The following is a 23,112-nucleotide window of genomic DNA, read 5'->3' on the forward strand; positions in this document are numbered from 1 at the left end:
TCTTATTTTTTAATTGACTGTATCACAAAATCGGCAACCTTATCGGCCCTTTGTTCTAATATTTCCTGCACATTCTCATTCGCATACAAAAGTTTACCAGCAACCGGACGGCTTATGATTGGAAAGATGCATAAGCTCAAAATATTCCAAATTAATTCGCGGGGATCAATCGGCCGGATAATACCATCTTTTATACATTGCTCTACTTGCTGTTTTGTTTTTTCTTTTGCCTCTATTACTCCTTCAAAACGAATTAAACGAAAGAAGCGCTCAGGATTAACACTTGCCTCATTTAAAACAAAATTGGGAATAAATGGATATTCAATTAATACTGAATAATAATGGTGACACAGGTTCCTGATTTTTGTAAAAAGTTCCGAGTCATCTGCTAAAAATGAAGCTACCGGACCTAATAGTTTTATAGTTGCTTCTTCAAAAACCTGTTCAAACAATTTTTCCTTGTTTCGATAATAATAATGCAAGAGTGCTTTATTGATTCCTGCTTCGTCAGCAATTTCCTGCATTCTGGCCCCTGTCAAGCCTTTTGCTGCAAATATTTTCTTTGCTGCATCTAAAATCTGCTTTTGTGTTTCTTCCGACTTTTCTTTCATCTATATATCTTTTTAACCATTTGGTTAATACTATACTCTAAAATTAACCACTTAGTTTAACTAAATGGTTAATGCAAATATAGAGTATTTAAATTCAGTTCAAAACAATTTTCATCTTTTTTTAACCAAACGGTTAAAAAAAGGGACTCTATCTATCAGAGTCCCTTCTCAATTATGGTTCCATATTATTCGTATCGAAGCGATTTAATAGGATTTGCATTGGCAACTTTTACCGAATGTCCACTTACAGTTACTATTGCCAATAGCAAGGAAACAACCAGTGCAATTAGGAAATAGTACCAAGGAAAATCTATTCTATACACAAAGTTCGACAACCACTTTTGCATTGCATAAAAACTTAATGGCCAAGCAATCACATTCGCAACGATTACACTTACGCATAAATTCTTACTCAACAATACAATTAGATTCATCTCTGTACTACCGAGCACTTTCCTAATCCCAATTTCCTTTACTCGTTGCTGCATTTCGAAAGAAACCAATCCCAACAAACCTAGTAAGGCAATGATGAACGCTAAAATGGTAAAGGATGTTAAAATATTAGCAACCCTAATCTCTCCTTTGAACAGCGTATTGAAATCAGCATCTAAAAAGAAATACTCAAATGGTTCTCCTTTGGTCATTTTCATCCAGACTTTCTTCACCATTTTCATACCTTCCATAACATTATCCGGCTTTAGTTTCACCAACATGTATCTTTGATGATATTGAGGCGTATAAGCCAAAAACATGGGCAGAATCTTATCTCTCATTGATTCAAAGTGGAAATTTTTCACCACTCCAATTATTTCGATTGGTGTACGGCCAGTATCTGAGAAGTTAGGACGATATACATTTCTTCCTACAGGGCAATCTGTATAACCCAAAGCATGTATTGCTGCCTCATTGGCAATAAAAACAGAAGTGTCCGCCAACCTGTCTTTATCAAATTTTCTTCCGTCCTTCATTTTTAAATCCAACAAATCAACAAAGTTTTCATCTACATGCATCAAACGGAAATTGATCATATCCTCATTGCTGGCTCCTTCTCTATACATCCCCCAACCATTTGTTCCACGACCAGGAACCATCCCTGAAAATGAAACATTTTCAACTCCAGAATACTTAAAAAGCATTTCTTTGATGGATTGCTTCTCTTCCGGATCAAAAGTATATGCCCGATCAACCACTAAGATTCTTTCCTTCTCAAAACCCAACTTCTTATTTTGCATGAAATCAACCTGCTCTTTCATCACAAAGGCAGAAATTAATATTCCAATGGCAACTGTAAATTGGAACACTACCAATGAAGATCTAATCCTCTTCCCAGTCTTTCCTTTTCTGACTTCTCCTCTCAACACACTCATCACTCTAAATCCTGATAAGGAAAGCGCCGTATAGGTTCCAGCAAACAGAACAACAAATATGATTACCCCTAACACAAACAACAAGTAATCCGATTGCCACAATAAGGAAGAGGAAATATTTTTTTTGGCAATCATATTAAAAGATGGCAACATCAATTCAATTAGAAAATAAGATAATATCCCTGCAAACACAGTCATAATCAATGTTTCAGCATAAAACTGCAACATCAACATCTCTCTACTACTACCAAATACCTTTCGAACACCAACTTCATTGGCCCGTGTAAATGATCGAGCTGTAGTTAAATTTAAAAAGTTTACACATGCCAATAGCAATATAAAAAATGCAATTGCCGAGAAGATATAAATGTATTTGATATCACTAATTGGCTCTATTTGACCATCTGTAGTAGAATGGAGGTAAATCTTTTCAAGAGGTTCCAGGTAATATTTAAATTCATTTCCTGATTTTTCCCATTCATAAACATCAATACCAAGTACGCTCTTAAGTCTTGGGCCCATATATTTCAAAGTAAAATCTCTAAATTTTGCTTCAAGTTCTTTGTAATTTGTTCCTGGTTCCAGTAAAAAATAGGCTTGCATATAATCACTAAACCAATTATCCGCTTCTTCAGCACTTAATTTCAAATTACAAACCAAATTGTAATGAAAGTGAGAATTTTCGGGCACATCCTCTACTACACCTGTTACCGTGTAAAGGGTCTTTTCACCCATTCTAATAACCTTACCAAGCGGATTGGAATTGCCGAAATATTTTTTCGATGTAGTTTCTGTAATAACAATATTCCCAGAACCATGCAATGCTGTCTTCGGATCACCATAAATAAACGGTCGATCAAACACTTCAAAAAAGGTAGAATCTGTCCTCAACAATTTATTTTCTACAAACTGCTTATCTTCATATGTGAAAAGAACATTACTCCAAAAGTGAGTTCTAACCGCATACTTTACTTCTGGAAAGTCGGCCTGTGCCGCAGGTGAAAAAGGAGCACATATGGAGTTATAATCTGATTTTCTCTCTCCCATTTTAGCTCTGGTTGCAACACGATAAATATTCTCCGATTGAGAATAAAAATTATCATAACTCAACTCATCCTGAACAAATAGGTAAATTAAAAACACACAAGCCAGTCCAATAGCTAAACCAACAACATTTATAAAGGAATACCCCTTATACTTTTTCATATTGCGAAATGCAACCTTAAAAAAATTCAAAATCATCACACATAGATTAAGGTAATGCCTTTGGTTTATCAATCAATATGCCACTCCAGTCAATATATTCATTTACTGACCAATATCAACCAATACTCAATCTAGAAAGTGTTCGCCTACGCACATTTAATTTTCGATTATGGACAAAAAAAGAAGGAATACAATTGCATTCCTTCTTTTAATATATTGTGATTCAAATTAGTCCAATTTGTGAATCAACAAACCTGAACGAAGCTTAGGCTCGAACCAAGTTGTTTTAGGAGGCATGATATTACCAGTATCAGCAATATCAATTAATTGTTGCATAGATACTGCATACAATGCGAAAGCAGCTTTCATATCACCACTATCAACACGCTTCTTCAACTCTCCTAATCCACGAATACCACCAACGAATTCAGCACGTGTAGTAGTACGAAGATCTTTGATATCAAGAAGATTATCAAGAACGTGGTTAGATAAAATAGTCACATCAAGAACACCAATAGGATCCTTATCATCATAAGTACCTTCCTTAGCATTCATTTTGTACCACTTACCTTCTAAATACATAGAGAATTCGTGTAATTTAGCTGGCTTGTAGATTTCTTCACCCATGCACTCTACTTCGAAAGTAGCTTCCAATTTAGTCAAGAACTCTTCTGCAGTCATACCATTTAGATCCTTAACTACGCGGTTGTAGTCAATAATCTTCAATTGGTTATCTGGGAAGTGTACTGCCATGAAATAGTTATACTCCTCATCACCTGTGTGATTTGGGTTTTTAGCAGCAAACTCTTCACCAATACGAGCAGCAGCAGCTGTTCTGTGGTGACCATCTGCCACGTAAGTTGCAGGAACTTTAGTTGCGAACAACTCTTCCAACTCCTTGTTAGTAGAAGGATCGTTTACTGGCCAGAAATGGTGACCGAAGCCATCTTCTGCAACGAAATCGTACGTAGCCTCTTCGTTTTTAACGATATTTTCTACGATAGCATCGATTTCTGGTACAGCTTTGTATGAGAAAAATACAGGCTCTAAGTTCGCCTTAGTGTAACGAGTAAGAATCATACGATCTTCCTCTTTATCCGGACGAGTTAACTCGTGTTTTTTAATTACACCAGTTCTATAATCTTCACAAGCAGCATTAGCAACGATACCGTACTGAGTACGTCCGTCCATTGTTTGAGCATAGATATAGAATTTAGCTTCTTCATCTTGTTTTAACCAACCTTTTTCTTGCCACAAGTTAAAGTTAGATACTGATTTTTCATATACTTCTTCAGAGTGAACATCAGTTCCTGCAGGACAATCAATCTCTGCTCTTGTAATGTGTAGTAAAGAACATTCTTTACCTTCAGCCATTTGAGCAGCCTCTTCTGAATTCATTACGTCATATGGAAGACATGCTAAATCTTTAGCAATATCTTGTGTAGGGCGCAAGCCTCTGAATGGTTTTACTATAGCCATCGTTAATATGTTTTTGTTGCGTTGTTAATTATCTTAATGAAATCGTTTGCTTACAATTTCATAAAAAAGGAAACAAGATAAACTTTTCTAGTCTCTTGTTTCCTTCAATATATTATCTAGTTTACTTTAAAAGTAGTATCTCCTTTTTCGATACAGTTCACAATCTGATTTGCACCAGCAATACCTGCATTGATATTTGCTTCAGCAGTTTGTGCACCCATCTTCTTAGGAGTAAAGAAGAAGCGACCTTCAAATTTAGCAGCAATCTCATCTTTACAATCAGGAGCGATATCAGAAATGTATGCAAAATCTTTACGATCTTCCATCAATTTCATTAATCCTTCTTCATCAATTACTTCTTTACGAGCAGTATTTACCAAGATTCCCCCTTCTGGCATCTTGTTCAACAAGTCGTAGTTAATTGATTTTTTAGTCTTGTCATTAGCAGGAATATGCAAAGAAATATAATTACAAGTGCTATACAATTCTTCTACAGATTCAACCACCTTAACATCATCAGCTTCAATTGCTTCTTTAGCTACAAAAGGATCGAAAGCATATACTTCCATTCCAAAACCTTTAGCAATTTCGCCAACGTAACGACCAACGTTACCATAAGCATGGATACCAATTTTCTTACCTCTAAGCTCAACACCAGCTTTTCCGTTGTAACCATTTCTTGCTAAGAATACCATCATTCCCAACACCAACTCAGCAACAGCGTTTGAATTCTGTCCTGGAGTATTCATAGCTACAACTCCGTTTTCAGTACAAGCTTCTAGGTCAATATTATCGTACCCTGCACCAGCACGAACGATAACTTTAAGATTTTTAGCAGCTTCAATAACTTCACGTGTAGCTTTATCACTTCGGATAATCATTGCATCAACGTCAGCTACTGCAGCCAATAGATCAGCCTTATCAGTATAAGATTCCAACAAAGCCAACTCGTAACCTGCGCCTTCCACAACTTCTCTGATACCATTAACGGCGGCAGGAGCAAAAGGCTTTTCGGTTGCAATTAATACTTTAGTCATTTTATTTGAAATTTTAAATTAGAAAATAAAATGTCATTGCCAGCCAAATCGAAGTAACTCTTTAGAGCTACTTTAGTCGTTCCTCATGCATCTGAATGACGAAAAGCAGGATGAGTTTCCTCCCCTGCTCATCAATTTTTTCAAATTATTTTACGTGAATTGCTTCGAATTCTTTCATGCAATCAACCAAAGCTTGTACACTTGCTTTTGGCAATGCATTGTAAGTAGAAGCACGGAATCCACCTACCGAACGGTGTCCTTTAATACCAGACATACCTCTTTCAGTAGCGAATGTGAAGAATTCTTTCTCCAATTCTTTGTACTCATCAGCCATTACAAAACAAATGTTCATTAATGAACGATCTTCTTCGTTAACAACAGTACCTTTGAACATTGGGTTACGATCGATCTCGTTGTAAAGAACAGCAGCTTTTTCTTCGTTCATTTTCTGCATTGCAGCTACGCCACCCATTTCCTTGATCCACTTCAAAGTTTGAAGAGCAGCAAATACTGGAACTACTGGAGGAGTGTTGAACATTGACTCACCTTTGATGTGAGTTCTGTAGTCAAGCATAGTAGGGATCTCACGATCTACTTTTCCTAAGATCTCATCTTTAACAATTACAAAAGTAACACCTGCTGGAGCAAGATTCTTTTGAGCACCACCATAAATCAATGCATATTTAGATACATCAACCGGACGAGAAAAGATATCTGATGACATATCAGCTACCAAAGGAACGTTTACATCCATGTCCTCTTTAATCTCAGTACCGTAAATGGTATTGTTAGTAGTAATGTGGAAATAATCTGCATCAGCAGGAATTTCGTAATTTTTTGGGATGAAGTTGTAAACTGCATCTTTAGAAGAAGCAACTTCAACTACTTCACCAAACAATTTAGCTTCTTTTTGAGCTTTGTTAGCCCATGCACCTGTGTTAAGGTAAGCAGCTTTTTTGCCTAACAAGTTGTAAGGAATCATGCAAAACTGAGTTGATGCACCACCACCTACAAATAAAACTGAATATCCCTCTGGGATGTTCAACAATTCTTTAAACAAAGCAACAGCCTCGTCCATAACAGCAACAAATTCTTTGCTACGGTGAGATACTTCCATAACAGAAAGACCTGTACCAGCAAAATTTTTGATAGCTTCAGCAGTTTTTTCTACTGTAAAATCTGGAAGGATTGAAGGGCCTGCAGAAAAGTTGTGTACTTTCATTTTTTCAAACGTTTTAAATTTTTGTATTATTCCATATCCTGAGGCAAATTTGCAAATAAAAATTTATTTAGAAATGATTTTAGTTCTTAATTTCTATGTTTTTCAACAAAAAAATAATCATTTCCACCCCCTTCATATAGATTAATATTTACAGTCTAAAAAACAGCAATTTAACCCACAAGAAATATTTTGATTTTATTCTCTTTTTTGTCAAGTTGATGGTAATATTTCGAATTCTGGATGCTTTCTGAAAGGACAACATGAGATTTATCATCCATAGAAAGTTCATAAACTGTCATTTTTACCTCTGCACATGCTCAAAAGAGACACACAAATGTAAGAATTTATGTTATAACTCCCTTTCTATTTTCACAAAAAAGGCAGATACTTTTAAAAGTATCTGCCTCATAGTATCTCGAAATTGAAAATTATCCTTTATAGAAAGGGATTTTAACAATTTTTGCTTTTAGTGCTTTTTTACGAACACGGATGAAGATTTCAGTATCTGCCTTGTAAAATCCTTCTTTTACATATCCCATACCAATTGCTTTGTTAACCATTGGAGCCATTGTACCAGAGGTAACTTCTCCAATTTCGTTTCCTTCAGCATCTTCAATCTTATATCCATGACGAGGAATACCTCTGTCAATCATTTCAAAACCTTTTAATCTACGCTTAGGTTTTTCTTCTTTTTGTTTTTCGAAGAATTCACGATCAATAAAATCGTTTCCATCAACAAATTTGGTAATCCAACCTAAACCTGCTTCAATTGGAGTGTGATTGTCATCAATATCATTTCCATATAAACAGAAACCAACTTCAAGTCTTAAAGTATCGCGAGCAGCTAAACCAATTGGCTGAATACCGAATTCTTTTCCAGCTTCCATTACAGCGTTCCAAAGTTTCTCGCCATCTTCGTTTGCTACGTAGATTTCACATCCTCCAGAACCTGTATAACCAGTTGTAGAGAAAATAGCATTTTCAATTCCTGCTACAGTAGCTTTCTTGAAAGTGTAATATTCCATGTCTTCAACAGGAACATCTACAATTTTCTGCATTGCTTTAAGAGCCAATGGTCCTTGAATCGCTAGCTGACAAATTTCATCTGAAGCATTGTACAATTCCTTGCCAACTTCTAAGCCCATTTCTTCTGCATTCTTACAACACCAGTTCCAATCTTTCTCGATATTTGCAGCATTAACTACCAATAGATAAGTTTCTTCATCAATTCTGTATACCAACAAATCATCTACGATACCACCTTCTCCATTTGGAAAACAGCTATACTGTACTTTTCCATCAGATAAAGCAGCAACATCATTTGTTGTAAGCTTTTGAACAAAACTGAAAGCTTTTGGTCCTTTTACCCAAAACTCTCCCATGTGAGATACATCAAAAACACCAAGTTTCTCGCGAACACAAATGTGCTCATCTTTAACTCCAGTGTATTCAATTGGCATGTTATAGCCTGCAAATGGTGCCATTCTTGCACCTAGTTCTTCATGAAAACTAGTGAAAGCTGTTCTTTTCATTGTATTTTGTATTTAAGACAATATCAAGCAATTGACAAAAATCAATCCCTTAAATATTTGCCTAAGAAAAAACTTAGTGAATTATGTTTGCGTTATTGTTAGTGCAAATGTAGAAAATTTTCTCAGATAAAGACCCAATCCTTAAATTACTTTACTCCTCCAGTTTTCTTTGCAATTCCCAATCGATAACCTCCTTTAAAAATCACAACAAAAGCATCCTGAACCCCACAAGTATCGCGATATTTAGCAGCTTCTTTGAAAGTTGGAAAACCACCAATTGTATATTTGTGCCAACCTTCAACATATAGGTGTTCTATAACATCTCCACCTTTATATCTCTCAAATAAATCTGTTGGGCCCATTTCTCTTTTACAGGCAGCAATTTGAACTCTATAAACAAAATCTTCTTGCACCAGTTCCTCTTTCATTTTTATCTCCTCAATAACCCCAGATTGTTGCTTTGTAGGAATATCTGGAACAACTACAGTTTTAGCCACTACAGGAACAAGCATTTTTTCGTTCTCTAACTCATTGGGAACTTTTTGAATTCTTGCTTGCTTTACAAGAATATCTGGCTCTTCAATTTTTTCTATGATTTCCTTTTCCCTATAGATATCAAAACCTCCTACTCCACCTGATCTTTCCGAAGCAAAATAGAATCGTCCAGTTTCATCTTCAAAATAGGTAATATCATTATCGGTACTGTTTATAGGATATCCTAAGTTTCGAGGTAGTCCCCATTCTCCAGATTCTTTTCTCTCACACTTGAAAATGTCATAACCTCCAATAGAATTATGACCTTTTAAACTGAAATACAAGCCTCTCCCATCCTTAGTAACAAAAACATCACCTTCATCGAACTCTGTATTAATATCGCCTCCAATATTTACTGGATTTGACCATTTCCCACTCTCATCTTTTAAACAATAATAAATATCACAGCTACCAAATCCACCTTTTCTATCACTTACAAAATAAATTTCATTGCCATTACTGCATAAACAAACCGAACTTTCTCTAGAGTTACTCTCATTAATAAACTTTAAAGCTTTGCCTTTCCCCCATTTATCTTTTAATGATTTGGCAAAATATACATCACCATTTCCTTCTCCACCAAAGTAAATAATCGGAGTATAATCACTAAAAGACATTAAAGCAAAATTGGATTTACCCGACTTATTCACTGAAATACCATTTATATCCCCAGAAGCATCTTTACCGAAAATTTTCTCATAAAAATTGTGGTCTTCCAATGATCTAGAGTCCTTCTCACCTCCTCTTCTTGAACTAAAATAGAATTCCTTCTCAGCCCATACAGGATTGAACTCATCATATACGGAATTCACATCTTTCATCAACTCTATTTCCGCATCAGGCTTACTATTCAAAAGCCGTTTCCCATTTTTACACTCTCCAATTCGCTTTTCGCTTAATTCTATTAACTCTTTTTTGTCTTTATAATTATTCTGTCGAATCAATTCAATATTGATTTTAAACTGTACAATCGCGTCATCAAAATCATTACGATACTGATGTGCCATCCCCAGTAAAAAGTGAATATCCTCGCTTATATCGGCATTTAATTTTTGTGCAGATTTTAAATATGGCAAAGCCTCATTTCTTGGTCCTGAAATCAAATAACAAACACCTAAATTATAATTCAATTCAGCGTTTTTAGGATTTAATTGATACGCCTCTTTCAGCAATGGAATAGCTTGATTAACCATACCTTCACCTTTATGACCAAGTTCAATTGCCTGCAGAATTTTCTTGTAGACAGATTTTCTCTCCTTATCCCCTTCAAGATATTCCGATTTTTTAACATCTAAGAAATATTGAGCATGAACAGAGCTATAAAAAGTAAATAAAAAAACAGATAGGATAATAAATTTCCAATTCATATAGAAAAGTAGTTTGTTAACGATTCGTTTTTTATAGATAACAGGTTCCGATTTAAATTTCCTTTACACTAATACTGATAATAAAATAAAATGTTTCCTTAAAAGAGAAAAGTCTAGCAAAACACACATTAAACTACAGAATTTTATGCCACTACTGAAACCTAAAACAGATAGGTAATTTGAAAATAAATTAGTATCATTGCAATATTATATGAAGTGAAAACCATACAGATTTACAGGGCTTTTAAAACACTCCTGCTAATTTGTGATTATTATTTTATTCTGCAGAATGACTCAAGGAGAACAACTCACCGATTTATCCTATTTAAAGGAAATGTCTGGAAACGACATTAGCATTATCGAAGAAATGATCGAAATATTTATCGAGCAGATTCCAGAATTTACAGAAGAAGTTTCTAATTATTTTGAAATACAAAACTGGGAAGGACTAGGAGCTGTTGCTCACAAAGCAAAATCATCGGTTCGAACCATGGGAATGGATAGTATTGGAGATTGTTTGGAACAATTAGAGCATTTTTCAAAAGGAAATCTTAAATTTGAGTTACAGATAAAAAAAGAAAATGGTATTGAGTTAAGTCCTGAAGATGAAAAGAATTGGAATAACGTGATGCACGAAACGACTAATGATGTTGAAATGAGGCATATTCCCGATTTGGTTGAATGTTTTCTTTCAAAATGTCCACTAGCCGTTGACGAACTTAAATCAAACCTTAAAAAACTTTAAACCATTCTTTTAGCCATGAATATTGAAACCAAAAACATTGATTCCGTTACAATAATGAAACTTTGCGAAACCAATCGTTTGTATGCTTTAAATGCAAATATTGCTAAAGATAAGATGAACGAGGTTTTAACTCAACCACAATCAAGGCTTGTTGTTGATTTTGAAGACATTAATTTTATTGATAGTTCTGGTTTTGGAGCACTTATTTCTGCACTAAAAACATCTAAGGAACATCAAAGCAAAATCAAGCTTTGTAATATCAATAAAGATGTAATGGAATTGATTGAATTAATGCAATTGGATTCTATTTTTGAAATTTTACAGGATCCTACCGCTTGTGTAAATAGCTTCTCGGCAGAATAATAAGCCAATATGGCGAAGGCCTCACCGCATATACTCGTTGTAGATGACGATGTTGTTGTGCTTAAGTTTATAGAGTTTACATTAAAAGGCTTAAGCTACAAAACAACATTGGCTAAGAATGGCATTGAGGCCATTGACAAAGCTAAAACCGAACATTTTGATCTAATAATTTCAGACCTTTACATGCCTCTTATGGATGGTAATGAATTGGTACGTCATTTTAGGAACACTCCCGAATATAAACACACTCCTTTTATATTTCTATCCGGCAACAACGAAGAAGAAACCTGGATTAAAAATTTAAATGATGGTGCTGATGATTTTATAACAAAACCTATCAAGCAAAAGGTATTTATTTCAAAAATCAATTCCCACCTAAAAAAGGCATTCCTCAGAAAGGAAATTATTGCAGGAAAAGAAAAGTCGGACATTAGCTACGAAAAAGGCACAATAATATATTGCGCCAACAGAACCAGACCATTTCCAATTCCTCACAAACTTGTAAAAACCAACATTAAGGTTGTATATACCGATTCCGATTTTTTCATGGCTCTACAAGGAGCCAATAATTGGGGTATTATTATTGACGATGCAGCCACATGGGCAATGTCTATTCTTGAAAAAATTATTGAAATCACATCGGCTCACGTACCTTTAAGTTTGCTTATTACTGATCCAGAAAATTCTGAAAAGATGGACCAGTTTTTAAAGTTAAATATCAGTACCTTTTTGTATAAAAATCTGGACCCTAAGTTAATAGTTCATCAAATCAACTCGAATATTCAAAGAGAACATGAGCTTAAGAACAAATACCTTAATGCGTTAAACACTGCAGCAAAAAGATCACCAATCAGGTTTGAAAATGAATTTTCAGATCAATTAAATGATTTTCAAATCCGCATATTACATGAGCCATATGACAAATTGCCCGGGGGTGATTATTATGAGATCATCAATGTGGACGAATATCGTAAGATTTTAGTACTGGGCGATGTAATGGGAAAAAAATGGGATGCTTGGTTCTTCGTACCTGCATATATTGCATATATCAGAAGTACAATCAACTTTTTCCTGAATCGTCAGGAATTTGATTTTGTAGAATCGCCAGGAAAATTTTTGGATATCATTAATCAGTACATATTTAAAGACATGCAGCTCACAGAGGTATTTACCACCTTAAGTGTGATTTCAATCTGTACCAAACAAAACAAAATCAGTGTTGCATCTGCAGGTGCCTTAAGGCCATATTACTACAATAAATCAGAAGATACCATATCGCAATTAAACATTGTTGGAACTTTGCTAGGCGTTATTAAAACAACTAAATACCAGAGCCTGGTCCATGATTTTAACAAAGGAGATAAGGTTTTATTCTACACGGATGGCTATACCGAAGCAATTAACGACAAAAACAATGAAATGATTGGTGATGATGCTTTGTTCCATTCATTAAATAAGTTTAAACTGGATAGCGACCTACAACCTCAAAGCATAGAAGAGGAACTTACCAAAGCTTACAATGTCTCAAAATTTGACGATGACCGCACTCTTCTATTAGTCCAAAGAAATTAGTTTTCCTGTATTAAATTCAAGTTTTTTTTAGCACATTTGCCCTAATATAAATAGGGATAATACCGATAAGTAAATTAACATCTAAAATGGTATAAAAATGAACGAAGCAATTGGTTGGATTGGAAGCTTATTATTTGCCATATGTGCTTTGCCACAAGTAATACACACTTTTAAAACCAGGAAAACGGATGATCTAAGTGAGATATTTTTATGGCTCTGGTTTTGGGGTGAGGTGTTTACTCTTACCTATATTTTAGTTGATGATATTGCTAGTAAAAACTACCACATTCCTCTTTATTTTAACTATTTATTCAACCTAGTGTTGTTATTTTATCTGATATATGCCAAATATACATACAACAGTAAACCTACAGGCTTGGCATCACTCTTTCAAAAAATTAGAAAATAATTGCCCAAACTAGTGTGAAAATCTATTTTGGTGGCTATTACAGTACGGTTATACTTTTCCAGCTTTTCTTAAAAAAAGAGCTGTAATTAATTGAATTCTAAAACTCAATCATTACAACTCTTCCATATTTTTCACCTCTCAAAGATAGCGTTCTTAATGCCTTGAAACTGTATTTTTAATTTTTGTTCTTATTTCTAATGACTCATCAGAAAGCAGAAAGTTCTTTGTAGAATCAGGAAGGAATTCCAAAGCATCCTCCAATCTATCTTCTCGTATTGCCTGTCTCACCTTCGATGCTGAGATATAATTATCTTCTCCTCCACAAGTAATTCTTGGTATTTCCAATAGATCAACCCCATTGGATGGAAGATACTTAATCATTGCTTCGTTATAAGCAGCAGTTACTGGAGAATACATCTCGGTTCCTACATAACGTTTGTTGATATTCAAAATCGGAACGATATAGCGCAAGAAAGTGATTACGTCTAACTCAGCTTGCTTTGCTGCAATATCACATTCCTTTTCTTGCTTTAGGAAGTAACAAGGGAAAATTGTACCTGAAACCACATAATTCCCACCTTTTACCATTACAAGATTATCGATATGTCCCAATTCTTCTTTTATTAACCTCCATCTAATATCGAAAGTAAACGAAGACCTATCTTCCTCAACAACAAAAAGATAAACCAACCTATTCTCTTTGCATGCTTTCTCGATTAAATACTTGTGCCCATTGGTAAATGGATTACAGTTCACAACAACAGCTGCAATATTCCCAACGCTCACATCCTTTTTTACGGAACGCAAATAATCCTGATAAGTTTTGATGTTTTCGTAACCAAATTCCAAAACAGAAAACAATGGTTCTGCAGTTGCAATCTCAGTAAAACCAAGCCCTTTAAAAACCTCAAGGTTTCTAGGTTTTGTGTATACAAAAATATGTTTGTGTTCTTGAATTACAATATCGATAAGATGAGTTACAATTTGTGCAAAAGCAGCTCCTTCTCTAAATTTTGGTGCTACAGCAACATACTTTAAAACTCTCCCCTTATACGATCCTGTTCCAATAACCTCATCGTTTAGATTATACAGAATCATGGTATAATCAACGTCATTCTGATTGAAATCAAATCCCAAAGGCTCTAAAAATTCAGAAACCAGTTTTATATCGAAGGGGTTCCTCAGATCCAAAGACTCTTCTCTGTAATCAGTATTTTCAACTCCCATTTTTTCCGTTAGTTTAGTTTTGTTTTGTTAGGTGTGTGATAGTTTTTAAATCAACAGTCAATATTATTGGATTTTGTCAAATATCAATGCCTTTTCGATATGTTTCAGAGATATAGGAAGAATCCAAAATCATGATATATGTTATTTGTTTTATCTTGATGTTTTGTTATAAATCAAAATTATGCATGTTGTTTATTTGTAGTAAAAATAAAATAAGAAACCGCTAATAAATCAGCCGAACCTCCCGGAGATATGTGATTCTTTTCACAGTAATGAATCAAATCATTGTATAAAACTTCAAGTTTATCATTCTCGAAATTCAAAAAGGCTTCGTTGGCCTTCTGCTTTAATCCATCCAGAACCTCAACTCCTTTTCGATACAGAATATTACTGTCGTCGTTGTTGGCAATCAGAGCCAACAAGGCATGAGTTAAAGATTTGTGTAGAATTTTATCATCGGTGCGCTGCTTATTTTGCAAATGGTATTCCAAAACCGGAATTGCATGCTGAAATACACTTGGTAAACCAGCCTGTATTTCACCACGAATGCCTTGTCCTTTATTTCCATATTTCTCGAAACAAACTTCACCATGCGTGAGGTTTCCATCGTACAATTTTCTGCCCAATTCTCGCTCTACCAAATTGCCGTTTAAATCTTTGATCAAATCAACAAAAGCTTGATAGGAAAAACTTCCTTTTGCTATTAGATAAGCACTCACAAACAAAGAAAATCCCAACAAAAAGATTGCTCCTTTGTGCGTATTTATCCCATTTGTTTCGCGAAACATATCTTCCTCCATCAGCAAACCAATTCGGCGCAATTCAGGAAGAGCTTCTTTTAAATCCTTATTTGTATAGGAAAAACCATATTCAGCAATCTCCTTAAAGTAAACCGATAATACCGATGCGGAATCAATAAAGGTAGAAAAGTCCATGTCATCATGCGAACCATTCGAATTCCGATCGACCAAACCTGGTTTGGGTGACAATGCAACCTCGTGCAATAAAGATTTCAAAGCATTTGATGCTAGACTTTTGCAAACCTCATCCTTTCTTATTTGGTTTAGATACTGATCGATATCTTCATCAATCTTTTGACGAATGTCAGGGTAAGAATGATTCTGTTCCCGCATACACACCAAAGCGGGCTTTTCGTTACAGAAGTAACACAATTTTGCCTTTCCTGAAGAGACAGGACCTCCCTCAGGATTGGTTATGTCCACATCCAGTAGACGACCCAAAGAATGTGTTTCTTCAAACTTTTCAGTGATTTGCTTTATTTCATTGATTGAATAGGTATTCTCAAGAAGAGGAACCAAGTAGAAATCACCAGCCGCATCAACAGCACAATGTTCTTTTAGTGAATCAATCAAGATTCTATGTGATAACAAATGGCGCTTTAATTCAACCAACATCTGCCGAAAACAAGAATGAATTTTATCATCAGACTTTGGAAATCCTGGAATATTCAGGTTCAAGCTTAAAGATGCTTGTCTAAACTCAGAAATTTCTTTTCGCAAATCAGATCTTTGATCTCTTGCCTTTAATATTTTCCCTAACACATCACTCATTCCTGCAAATCTATTTAAAGACTTATAAAATTACACCCTAAAAGTAAAATTACAATTAGGGTGTATTTTTCTTTATATCAACTATCTGTTAAGATAGATTTTCAACATTGCGAATCACATCAATAATGGTTCCATCACGATATTCAACCAAGGCAACAATTTTATCACCCAATTGTTTTTCTGCTGGAACACCAGTCATTGCATCTACTTCTTTCTTCAAATCATTAATGTCGACAACTTTTACACCTGCTTTCTTCAATGCTGCTGCAAGATTTGGTTTAGAAGGATTTACACATACTCCACGTTCTGTAACAATTACATCAACACTTTCACCTGGAGTAACAATTGTGTGAACACGATCTTTCACGATTGGCAAACGACCACGGAAAGAAGGACAAACAATCACACTTAAATTTGCACCTGAAGCAGTATCAGAGTGACCTCCAGAAGCACCACGAATCTCACCTGATGAACCAGTAATTACATTTACATTAAAGTCAACATCCACTTCCAAAGCACCTAGCACAACTACATCCAATTTGTTAGTCATTGCACCACAGTTGTTAGGGTTCGCATATTGATCACATGTAATTTCGATATGCTGTGGATTATTCAATACAGAAGTACTTACTGCTGCATCAAAAGACTGTACATCAAAAATTGCCTGAAACAATCCTTCGTTTAGCATGTCAACACCGTAAGACGTAACACCACCAATCATGAAGCTACCTTTAATGTCTTTGCGTTTCATATCCTCGCGAAGGAATTTAGCTACAGCTAAAGAAGCACCTCCAGCTCCTACCTGGAACGACATACCATCTTTGAACAAGCCCGAATGCTCGATAACCGTTGCTGCAATACGAGCAATACGTAAATCCATTGGGGATTTTGTGATACGAGTAGTACCAGATGCAATCTTGGTAGCATCTCCAATGCTGTCAACCTTTACAACGTAGTCAACAAAGTGTTGACGAATTGAACCAGGAACACATGGATAATCTACAAGATTATCTGTTACAATAATTACATTTTTTGAGTAACGCGCATCAATATCAGCATATCCCATAGAACCAAAAGCAGATGGTCCATGAGCTCCAGTTGCATTACCTTCCTCATCAGCGGCTGAAGCAGCCAAAACAGATAAATCTGGTTTAATGCGTCCAGTCAAAATGTCTCTAACACGACCACCATGAGAGTGAATAATTGCAGGATACTTTAATTTACCCATCGAGATAATTTCACCCAAACGACCACGAATACCTGAAGAGAAAATTCTGGTAATCATACCATTCTCAACATATGGAACCAATCCATCATGCGCAGATGTTAATGAAGAAGAAGCCAAAGTAATATCTTTGATTCCCATTTCATCTAAAATTTCGATGGTTTGCATCAAAACTCCATCTCCCCCACGCAGGTGGTGATGAAATGTAACAGTCATTCCATCGAAAGGCTTACATTTTTTAATTGCCTCTTTTAAATTGCCACACAATTTTGAAGTATGAGCTTTCTTTGCCTTTAATGTTCGAACAATATTAGTTGATGGAATCTCATCACCAATAATGCTTTCCCATACGCCCTGGAAAGGTTTCAACTCACCAAGACCTTCTATATATTCAGGAATTTCAATTCCTAATGCGTTCTTCATTTTGTTTCTTTATTAGTATCAATTTTGTAAACAGGAATAACTGTTAACTTGCAACCGACTCTTCGATTTCTTTTAAATCGATATTGGCATATTCCAGAACGGTAATTGCTCTCTGAACTACAGGAGCATCAACCATTTTGCCGTCAATTGCAAACACACCAATACCAGCATTTTTATTTCGAATAAATTCTGAATAAACACGGTAAGCTTTTCTTACCTCATTTTCGGTTGGGTTGAACACTTCGTGAACACCATCTACCTGACGAGGATTGATTAATGCTTTTCCAGCAAAACCAATCTTTTTAATGTACTCGGTTTCTTCACGAAGACCTTCCTCATCATTAATGTCAGCAAATACGGTATCAAGAACATCTAAACCGTGTGCTTTACCTGCCATTACAATGCGCTTACGAGCATAATCAATACCTACTCCATCAGGAGTTTTTACGATACCCATATCTGCAGTTAAATCCTGACCACCAATTGTAATTGCATCAATTCGTGGATCTGCACCTGCAATTTCGTATACATTTGCAACACCTTTAGCTGTTTCGATCATTACATGAATCGTCATGGTTGGCTTCTTAATTCCATGTTCCTTTTCGATTCTACGAACCTCTTTCATGAAATCTTTCACATCCTGAACAGACTCCGTTTTTGGAAATCTGATATTATCAGGCTGCAAAGGCACAATTTCTTCCAAGTCTGCCAATCCAAATGGAGTATGCATATTATTTACACGTACACAAACTTCTGTATCGTAAAATTCAACGCTTTGTAACATGTTACGAACCAAGATTCTTGCTGCATCTTTTTGGTTCAATGCCACAGCATCTTCCAAATCTAACAATACAGCATCACAACCGTAAACTCCGGCTTGTTGAATCATTGCAGGATTATTTCCCGGAATGTACAACATTGATCTTCTTTTCTTTCTAGCCATTACATTGTACCCTCCTGAATACCTAAAGAACGTTTAACAGCAGCTTCAACTCTAGCCTTAATTGTTGGCGTAAGAGCTCCCTTATCTTTTGCAATCAAGTGTACATTCTGGATGTCCAAATCATCCAAAACCTGATTAATTGTATTTTTGATATCTTCCTCGAACTGCAACATCACAGTAGATGAGATATCAATTTGGCGACCGGTTTCCTCTGATACAGGTTCGATCAAGACCATGATATCGCTTGATTCGAAAGTTCCGGCTTGCGCTTTAAACTTAGGTGTCATTGTTAATGATATTAGTTTAATTATTCCGTAAGAATTTTAATAATTGATTTTGCAAATTTTAATGTCTTTCTATAGAAATCAAAGCACTTTTAAAGATTTTTGTAGTTAATTACGTACTGTTATAAAACACCCCTAGGAAACGATTGCATATCAGCCTGTTATTAACAGACTATTTTTGTAAGTATTTACATTTCTTACTATTCGCATAATTAAGCTGGTAAATATTTTTGCAATTAAATATAAAAAATCAGTATTTATCCTTTACATATGCATATTAGATATCATTTTAAACAGAAAATATACACCACATAAGAAACAATAAAGGCCTCGCAAATGCGAAGCCTTCAATTGTTAGCGATTAGTTAGTGGTTAGATTTTACTTGTTTAACAACAAGAAAATCAATTGTGTGATTAGTAAAGTTACAAATGGTAATTGTGCTTACTTTTTAAATACGCCACAATATAAGTGTATTTTTTCTATTTACGCAAACGTTTTCTGAAAAATTATTCATTGTCTTTTTTATTTTTATTTATTCTTTAACTCTAAAAATTCACTATCAGTTTTTAAGTGTCTATTAAAGAAATATTTCTGTTAACATTACAGCTCTAACATTTTCATAAAAAAAATTGCACTGCTTATTTCTCATCCAATTCTTAAAATTTAATAGATGATTAATTCTTTTACCTCATCATTAATCGACAATTAAGCTAAAAATTAAGGGACTCAACCTAATTTCGCATTGTTAAAGAATAAATTGACTTATTATAGATTAGTTTAGTAAAGTTAGAGTTAGCATGAACTGTTCCACACAAACAGTTTCGAATGAAGCGAAAATAGCCCTGTACCACAACATGGGCTATTTTTATTTCCAAAAAAAGGAGCAATTAGGTATAATCCCAAAAACTCCTCTTCATTGACAATTATATTTTTATTTAAACAGCGCCAACCAATGATACCGATGAAATGGTATCACCCATTCCTACCAGGGTAACAGGTTTTTCAATTAAAATTGTTGGAACAGCAATTACTTCAATTTCTTCATTGGAATAAATACCTGAAACCAACATTTCATTTTCACCAAAAATACCATTAACCGTATTGCTTAGCCCTTCAAGTTCGTTCAAACCAACATCCGATACTTTATGATCTTTGGCCCACATTAAAACATCTTTACTATTAATTGCACCAGTTCCAGCTTTAGCTGCCGCAACCGTTGCTGCTAACTGCATTCCATTTCTGTTTTGTAATGGAGTTACCTTAAATCCTTTTCGCTGAAGAGTTACATACAAACCAAACATATGCAACTGCATTCTCGGACACTTGGTATAATCATATACCTTTAACATCCCTTTAAATAGATTTGCTGCATCGGTATTCTGATCACACTCTTGTGCCAATTCTTCTTCTCCAATAACTTCAAGAATATCAATCAATTCTCGCTCATTAAATCCGAGACTATCAACATCCTGAACAAGACTATCAATTAAATGTTTTCTGACCACTTTATCCTGAGTTGATGCCACCTCAAGGTGAAGAAGATTATCCGGACAGGATTTTCTCCATTCGGCAATCATCTTTTTTGATAGCTCAATTCTGTCAGCACCTTTAGTTCCATCAGCTAAAGTTTCATGCAACATCTGATAACCAGATAAAATGATATACTCTGGATTTACATCATCCTTCGCCATTCTTTTATTAAAGTTATCATCAATATGAAGCTTAAAATTCAAAGGATCATAAGTAGCAATAAAGCGATTTGCTTTAGGGCAAGTGTAAGTTTCTCCTCCAATGGTTAAAGTATCTCCCCTGTCAAATTCGATAATCCAGTGAATTAATGCATTATCATCTTTACGATCAACATTAAAGGCTTGTTTTAGCTCTCCATTCTCATCAGTGGTTAATAAGTTTGGTAAGTCCAGAAACAATTGAGATTGCTCTTTAGGAGCAGATGCACAATGCACATAAACATTTTGCACACCGCACACAGCCATTGCATTTGCAACGATTCCTCCCTGGCCTCCCATTTGCAATTTATCATACCCAACATTCTTATTCAACCAATAAAACACTTCAACATCTTCAATTAACCATTCCTCAGCAATACCACCTTTAAAGCAGTGAAGAATACCTCGTATTGCATCTTCATTTTTTCTAATTGCTTTCTCTTCTTCAGATATAATTAAATTTGTATCAAGCTTATTGTTTTCAACCAACTTCTCTACATCTTTTCCACTTACCTTAATTACAGCATCAACATTTGCATTAAAGGCACTTATTAAACCTTTAATCTCTCCCATTTTCTCTAATTGCTCAGGGGCTGTACTATAATTCTTAAGCCAGACAGCTTTTAATTCACTTTTTGACATTTGAGATGTTTTATTTTATTATTCAGTTAAAATCACAAGTTTAACTAGCAAATTAATGCAATTATTGATCAAAAATTTAATGTCGAAGTGATTTTCGTTCAATTTTTTACCGCAACGGTTTGCAGTAAACACATAAAAAAAAGCCCTCGCAATTTACTTGCGAAGGCCATAACTGAATTTCGAAAATTAAAAGGACTATTTTTTCAATTTCGTATCCATTAACTGATTTGCCATAGCTGCACCAATTAATGATTCAAGTGGTGTTTTACCGTTTTTGCCATCATTGCCAGTAATCATTACATCTGGGAATTTAATTTTGGCAATCTCTTTAGCAACACCAATTGCAATTTCTTTTTCGATTTGAGCTCTCTCCTGAGGTGTTAAACCAGCCGAAACTAACTTTGCATTTTGATAAGATTCTGCATCTGCAGCTACTTTTTTAGCAGCTGATTTAAGCTTCTCTGTCTCAAGTGCAATCGCAGCAAGTCGTTTGTTTGTTTCCTCTTGCTTCAACTTGGTTTCAATGGAAATTAAGGCTTTTACCTGCTCTTTTTCCTGGGCAACACGTTCTGCGGCTTTATCTCTTTCCCCTTCAGCAACAATACGCGCCTGGGCATCTTTCGCAGTCTTAATTTTTTGTTGCTCTAATTGTCTTTTAGCCGATTCATCACGCTGCGCTTCCAATCGTTTTTTAAATACTGCTTCAAGTATAACATCATCAACAATAACCTGAGCTACAATAATGTTATTCTCATTAATATCATGAGGAATACGAATGAATTTTCCATTTTCGTCTTTTCTTTTTTTCACCTCATAACGTGTTTGAATTTCTTTAATTTCACGATCACTATCCTCAATCGAAGAAACTATAGTGTCGCGATACTCCAATTTTTCAACACTATAAGCTCCATCCTTCAACTGATCCTCAATAGCTACCCTAAAGTCCGATGCAGATCCTGAAATATAATCTTGTGCTGCAAACATATAACCTGTATTTGATACAACCTCACGTACTGTTGGAATCAAAGTATTTTGCGCTAAGTTTTGAAGTGACCTAAACTCAATTGCCATTTCTATAAATGATTCTTTATCCGTAGGCAATTGGAAACGAGTAGACAATTTTGCCGAAGCTGTTACCTGATCGATGAAACGAATTGGAATTGGATTCATCACTCCTTCGATATCATCACTCTTCTCTCCCTTGCTCACAACCTTAACATCAATATATTTCTGCCAAGGAATAATTTTTGCAAAACCTCTCCATTTAATTCCTTCTGTCATTACAGCATCCTTTCCTCCATTAGGATAAACAACAAAATACTGATACCCTGGCTCCGCCCAGAAAAACATAAATGGTAAAATAATCATAACAACTCCCGACCCAATTACGCCAAGGGAAAACCTGGAAGTAAGTCTCGAAAATGCTTGTGACTTACTAATCAACAATGGTTTTAATAATAGCATTGCCAATCCTGCTAATACAATAATAACTCCTAATACAATCATAAATTAATTTGGTTTAATTGATTTTCTAATTCAAGGACCAAAGTATAATTTAAAATTGAAAGCGTTATTATTTTTATGTTCGTTTTCGACTAAGGCGATTTCTACACCGTGAAACCTGT

18 protein-coding genes are annotated in these 23,112 nt (G+C 35.1%); 4 read left to right on the top strand and 14 right to left on the bottom strand.

What is annotated here, in order from left to right:
- Positions 1-2: 2 nt before the first annotated feature.
- From ACKPCA_RS09575 to ACKPCA_RS09605, 7 genes are all read right to left on the bottom strand, one after another.
- Positions 3-611 (bottom strand): TetR family transcriptional regulator, encoded by a 609-nt coding sequence (locus tag ACKPCA_RS09575; protein ID WP_054720567.1) that lies wholly within the window; start codon positions 609-611, stop codon positions 3-5.
- A 185-nt stretch (positions 612-796) separates the two neighbouring features.
- Complete coding sequence (locus tag ACKPCA_RS09580; protein WP_321278842.1) at positions 797-3,184, bottom strand: ABC transporter permease; 2,388 nt, start codon at positions 3,182-3,184, stop codon at positions 797-799.
- 228 nt (positions 3,185-3,412) lie between these two features.
- Positions 3,413-4,663 (bottom strand): DUF1015 domain-containing protein, encoded by a 1,251-nt coding sequence (locus ACKPCA_RS09585; RefSeq protein WP_321278845.1) that lies wholly within the window; start codon positions 4,661-4,663, stop codon positions 3,413-3,415.
- Between the two features lie 116 nt (positions 4,664-4,779).
- A complete protein-coding gene (locus tag ACKPCA_RS09590) occupies positions 4,780-5,700 on the bottom strand; it encodes a 3-phosphoglycerate dehydrogenase (RefSeq protein ID WP_321278847.1) in 921 nt (306 codons plus the stop codon).
- Between the two features lie 145 nt (positions 5,701-5,845).
- Positions 5,846-6,922, bottom strand: a complete 1,077-nt coding sequence (gene serC / locus ACKPCA_RS09595) for a 3-phosphoserine/phosphohydroxythreonine transaminase (RefSeq protein ID WP_321278848.1) — start codon at positions 6,920-6,922, stop codon at positions 5,846-5,848.
- 428 nt (positions 6,923-7,350) lie between these two features.
- The gene (gene gcvT / locus ACKPCA_RS09600; RefSeq protein WP_321278849.1) at positions 7,351-8,454 is read right to left on the bottom strand and encodes a glycine cleavage system aminomethyltransferase GcvT; all 1,104 of its coding nucleotides are present in this window, start codon (positions 8,452-8,454) and stop codon (positions 7,351-7,353) included.
- 146 nt (positions 8,455-8,600) lie between these two features.
- The gene (locus ACKPCA_RS09605) at positions 8,601-10,355 is read right to left on the bottom strand and encodes a tetratricopeptide repeat protein (protein ID WP_321278850.1); all 1,755 of its coding nucleotides are present in this window, start codon (positions 10,353-10,355) and stop codon (positions 8,601-8,603) included.
- A gap of 265 nt (positions 10,356-10,620) precedes the next feature.
- On the opposite strand from ACKPCA_RS09605, the gene ACKPCA_RS09610 reads away from it, so the two are divergent.
- The 4 genes from ACKPCA_RS09610 to ACKPCA_RS09625 all read left to right on the top strand — a co-directional run bounded on the left by ACKPCA_RS09610 (position 10,621) and on the right by ACKPCA_RS09625 (position 13,444).
- Positions 10,621-11,100: an Hpt domain-containing protein gene (locus tag ACKPCA_RS09610; protein ID WP_321278851.1), complete on the top strand. Its 480-nt coding sequence runs from the start codon at positions 10,621-10,623 to the stop codon at positions 11,098-11,100.
- A 15-nt stretch (positions 11,101-11,115) separates the two neighbouring features.
- The gene (locus ACKPCA_RS09615) at positions 11,116-11,463 is read left to right on the top strand and encodes an STAS domain-containing protein (RefSeq protein WP_321278853.1); all 348 of its coding nucleotides are present in this window, start codon (positions 11,116-11,118) and stop codon (positions 11,461-11,463) included.
- A 9-nt stretch (positions 11,464-11,472) separates the two neighbouring features.
- Complete coding sequence (locus ACKPCA_RS09620; RefSeq protein ID WP_321278855.1) at positions 11,473-13,035, top strand: response regulator; 1,563 nt, start codon at positions 11,473-11,475, stop codon at positions 13,033-13,035.
- Between the two features lie 97 nt (positions 13,036-13,132).
- A complete protein-coding gene (locus ACKPCA_RS09625) occupies positions 13,133-13,444 on the top strand; it encodes a PQ-loop repeat-containing protein (RefSeq protein ID WP_054720547.1) in 312 nt (103 codons plus the stop codon).
- A gap of 153 nt (positions 13,445-13,597) precedes the next feature.
- Here ACKPCA_RS09625 and ACKPCA_RS09630 read toward each other — a convergent pair whose 3' ends face one another.
- The 7 genes from ACKPCA_RS09630 to ACKPCA_RS09660 all read right to left on the bottom strand — a co-directional run bounded on the left by ACKPCA_RS09630 (position 13,598) and on the right by ACKPCA_RS09660 (position 22,993).
- Positions 13,598-14,671 carry a [citrate (pro-3S)-lyase] ligase gene (locus ACKPCA_RS09630; RefSeq protein ID WP_054720544.1) on the bottom strand — a complete coding sequence of 358 codons (1,074 nt, stop codon included), beginning with the start codon at positions 14,669-14,671 and terminating at the stop codon, positions 13,598-13,600.
- 179 nt (positions 14,672-14,850) lie between these two features.
- Positions 14,851-16,242, bottom strand: a complete 1,392-nt coding sequence (locus ACKPCA_RS09635; RefSeq protein ID WP_321278857.1) for a triphosphoribosyl-dephospho-CoA synthase — start codon at positions 16,240-16,242, stop codon at positions 14,851-14,853.
- Positions 16,243-16,330: 88 nt separating this feature from the next.
- Positions 16,331-17,890: a citrate lyase subunit alpha gene (gene citF, locus ACKPCA_RS09640; RefSeq protein WP_321278858.1), complete on the bottom strand. Its 1,560-nt coding sequence runs from the start codon at positions 17,888-17,890 to the stop codon at positions 16,331-16,333.
- A gap of 43 nt (positions 17,891-17,933) precedes the next feature.
- A complete protein-coding gene (locus ACKPCA_RS09645; protein ID WP_054720538.1) occupies positions 17,934-18,833 on the bottom strand; it encodes an HpcH/HpaI aldolase/citrate lyase family protein in 900 nt (299 codons plus the stop codon).
- Positions 18,833-19,120, bottom strand: coding sequence for a citrate lyase acyl carrier protein (gene citD, locus ACKPCA_RS09650; protein ID WP_054720536.1), 288 nt, complete (start codon positions 19,118-19,120; stop codon positions 18,833-18,835). Before citD ends, ACKPCA_RS09645 begins: the two co-directional genes overlap by 1 nt.
- Before the next feature lie 933 nt (positions 19,121-20,053).
- Positions 20,054-21,487, bottom strand: a complete 1,434-nt coding sequence (locus ACKPCA_RS09655; protein WP_321278859.1) for an ADP-dependent glucokinase/phosphofructokinase — start codon at positions 21,485-21,487, stop codon at positions 20,054-20,056.
- A gap of 195 nt (positions 21,488-21,682) precedes the next feature.
- Positions 21,683-22,993 carry an SPFH domain-containing protein gene (locus ACKPCA_RS09660; protein ID WP_321278860.1) on the bottom strand — a complete coding sequence of 437 codons (1,311 nt, stop codon included), beginning with the start codon at positions 22,991-22,993 and terminating at the stop codon, positions 21,683-21,685.
- Positions 22,994-23,112 lie beyond the last annotated feature (119 nt).

Origin of the sequence: Marinifilum fragile (assembly GCF_963677365.1) — a bacterium.
Lineage (GTDB): Bacteria > Bacteroidota > Bacteroidia > Bacteroidales > Marinifilaceae > Marinifilum > Marinifilum fragile.

What these genes read in the sequence shown, in the direction of transcription:
- ACKPCA_RS09575 (WP_054720567.1), bottom strand. Translation starts at nt 611, where the DNA reads ATGAAAGAAAAGTCGGAAGAAACACAAAAGCAGATTTTAGATGCAGCA.
- ACKPCA_RS09580 (WP_321278842.1), bottom strand. Translation starts at nt 3,184, where the DNA reads ATGAAAAAGTATAAGGGGTATTCCTTTATAAATGTTGTTGGTTTAGCT.
- ACKPCA_RS09585 (WP_321278845.1), bottom strand. Translation starts at nt 4,663, where the DNA reads ATGGCTATAGTAAAACCATTCAGAGGCTTGCGCCCTACACAAGATATT.
- ACKPCA_RS09590 (WP_321278847.1), bottom strand. Translation starts at nt 5,700, where the DNA reads ATGACTAAAGTATTAATTGCAACCGAAAAGCCTTTTGCTCCTGCCGCC.
- serC (WP_321278848.1), bottom strand. Translation starts at nt 6,922, where the DNA reads ATGAAAGTACACAACTTTTCTGCAGGCCCTTCAATCCTTCCAGATTTT.
- gcvT (WP_321278849.1), bottom strand. Translation starts at nt 8,454, where the DNA reads ATGAAAAGAACAGCTTTCACTAGTTTTCATGAAGAACTAGGTGCAAGA.
- ACKPCA_RS09605 (WP_321278850.1), bottom strand. Translation starts at nt 10,355, where the DNA reads ATGAATTGGAAATTTATTATCCTATCTGTTTTTTTATTTACTTTTTAT.
- ACKPCA_RS09615 (WP_321278853.1), top strand. Translation starts at nt 11,116, where the DNA reads ATGAATATTGAAACCAAAAACATTGATTCCGTTACAATAATGAAACTT.
- ACKPCA_RS09620 (WP_321278855.1), top strand. Translation starts at nt 11,473, where the DNA reads ATGGCGAAGGCCTCACCGCATATACTCGTTGTAGATGACGATGTTGTT.
- ACKPCA_RS09625 (WP_054720547.1), top strand. Translation starts at nt 13,133, where the DNA reads ATGAACGAAGCAATTGGTTGGATTGGAAGCTTATTATTTGCCATATGT.
- ACKPCA_RS09630 (WP_054720544.1), bottom strand. Translation starts at nt 14,671, where the DNA reads ATGGGAGTTGAAAATACTGATTACAGAGAAGAGTCTTTGGATCTGAGG.
- ACKPCA_RS09635 (WP_321278857.1), bottom strand. Translation starts at nt 16,242, where the DNA reads ATGAGTGATGTGTTAGGGAAAATATTAAAGGCAAGAGATCAAAGATCT.
- citF (WP_321278858.1), bottom strand. Translation starts at nt 17,890, where the DNA reads ATGAAGAACGCATTAGGAATTGAAATTCCTGAATATATAGAAGGTCTT.
- ACKPCA_RS09645 (WP_054720538.1), bottom strand. Translation starts at nt 18,833, where the DNA reads ATGGCTAGAAAGAAAAGAAGATCAATGTTGTACATTCCGGGAAATAAT.
- citD (WP_054720536.1), bottom strand. Translation starts at nt 19,120, where the DNA reads ATGACACCTAAGTTTAAAGCGCAAGCCGGAACTTTCGAATCAAGCGAT.
- ACKPCA_RS09655 (WP_321278859.1), bottom strand. Translation starts at nt 21,487, where the DNA reads ATGTCAAAAAGTGAATTAAAAGCTGTCTGGCTTAAGAATTATAGTACA.
- ACKPCA_RS09660 (WP_321278860.1), bottom strand. Translation starts at nt 22,993, where the DNA reads ATGATTGTATTAGGAGTTATTATTGTATTAGCAGGATTGGCAATGCTA.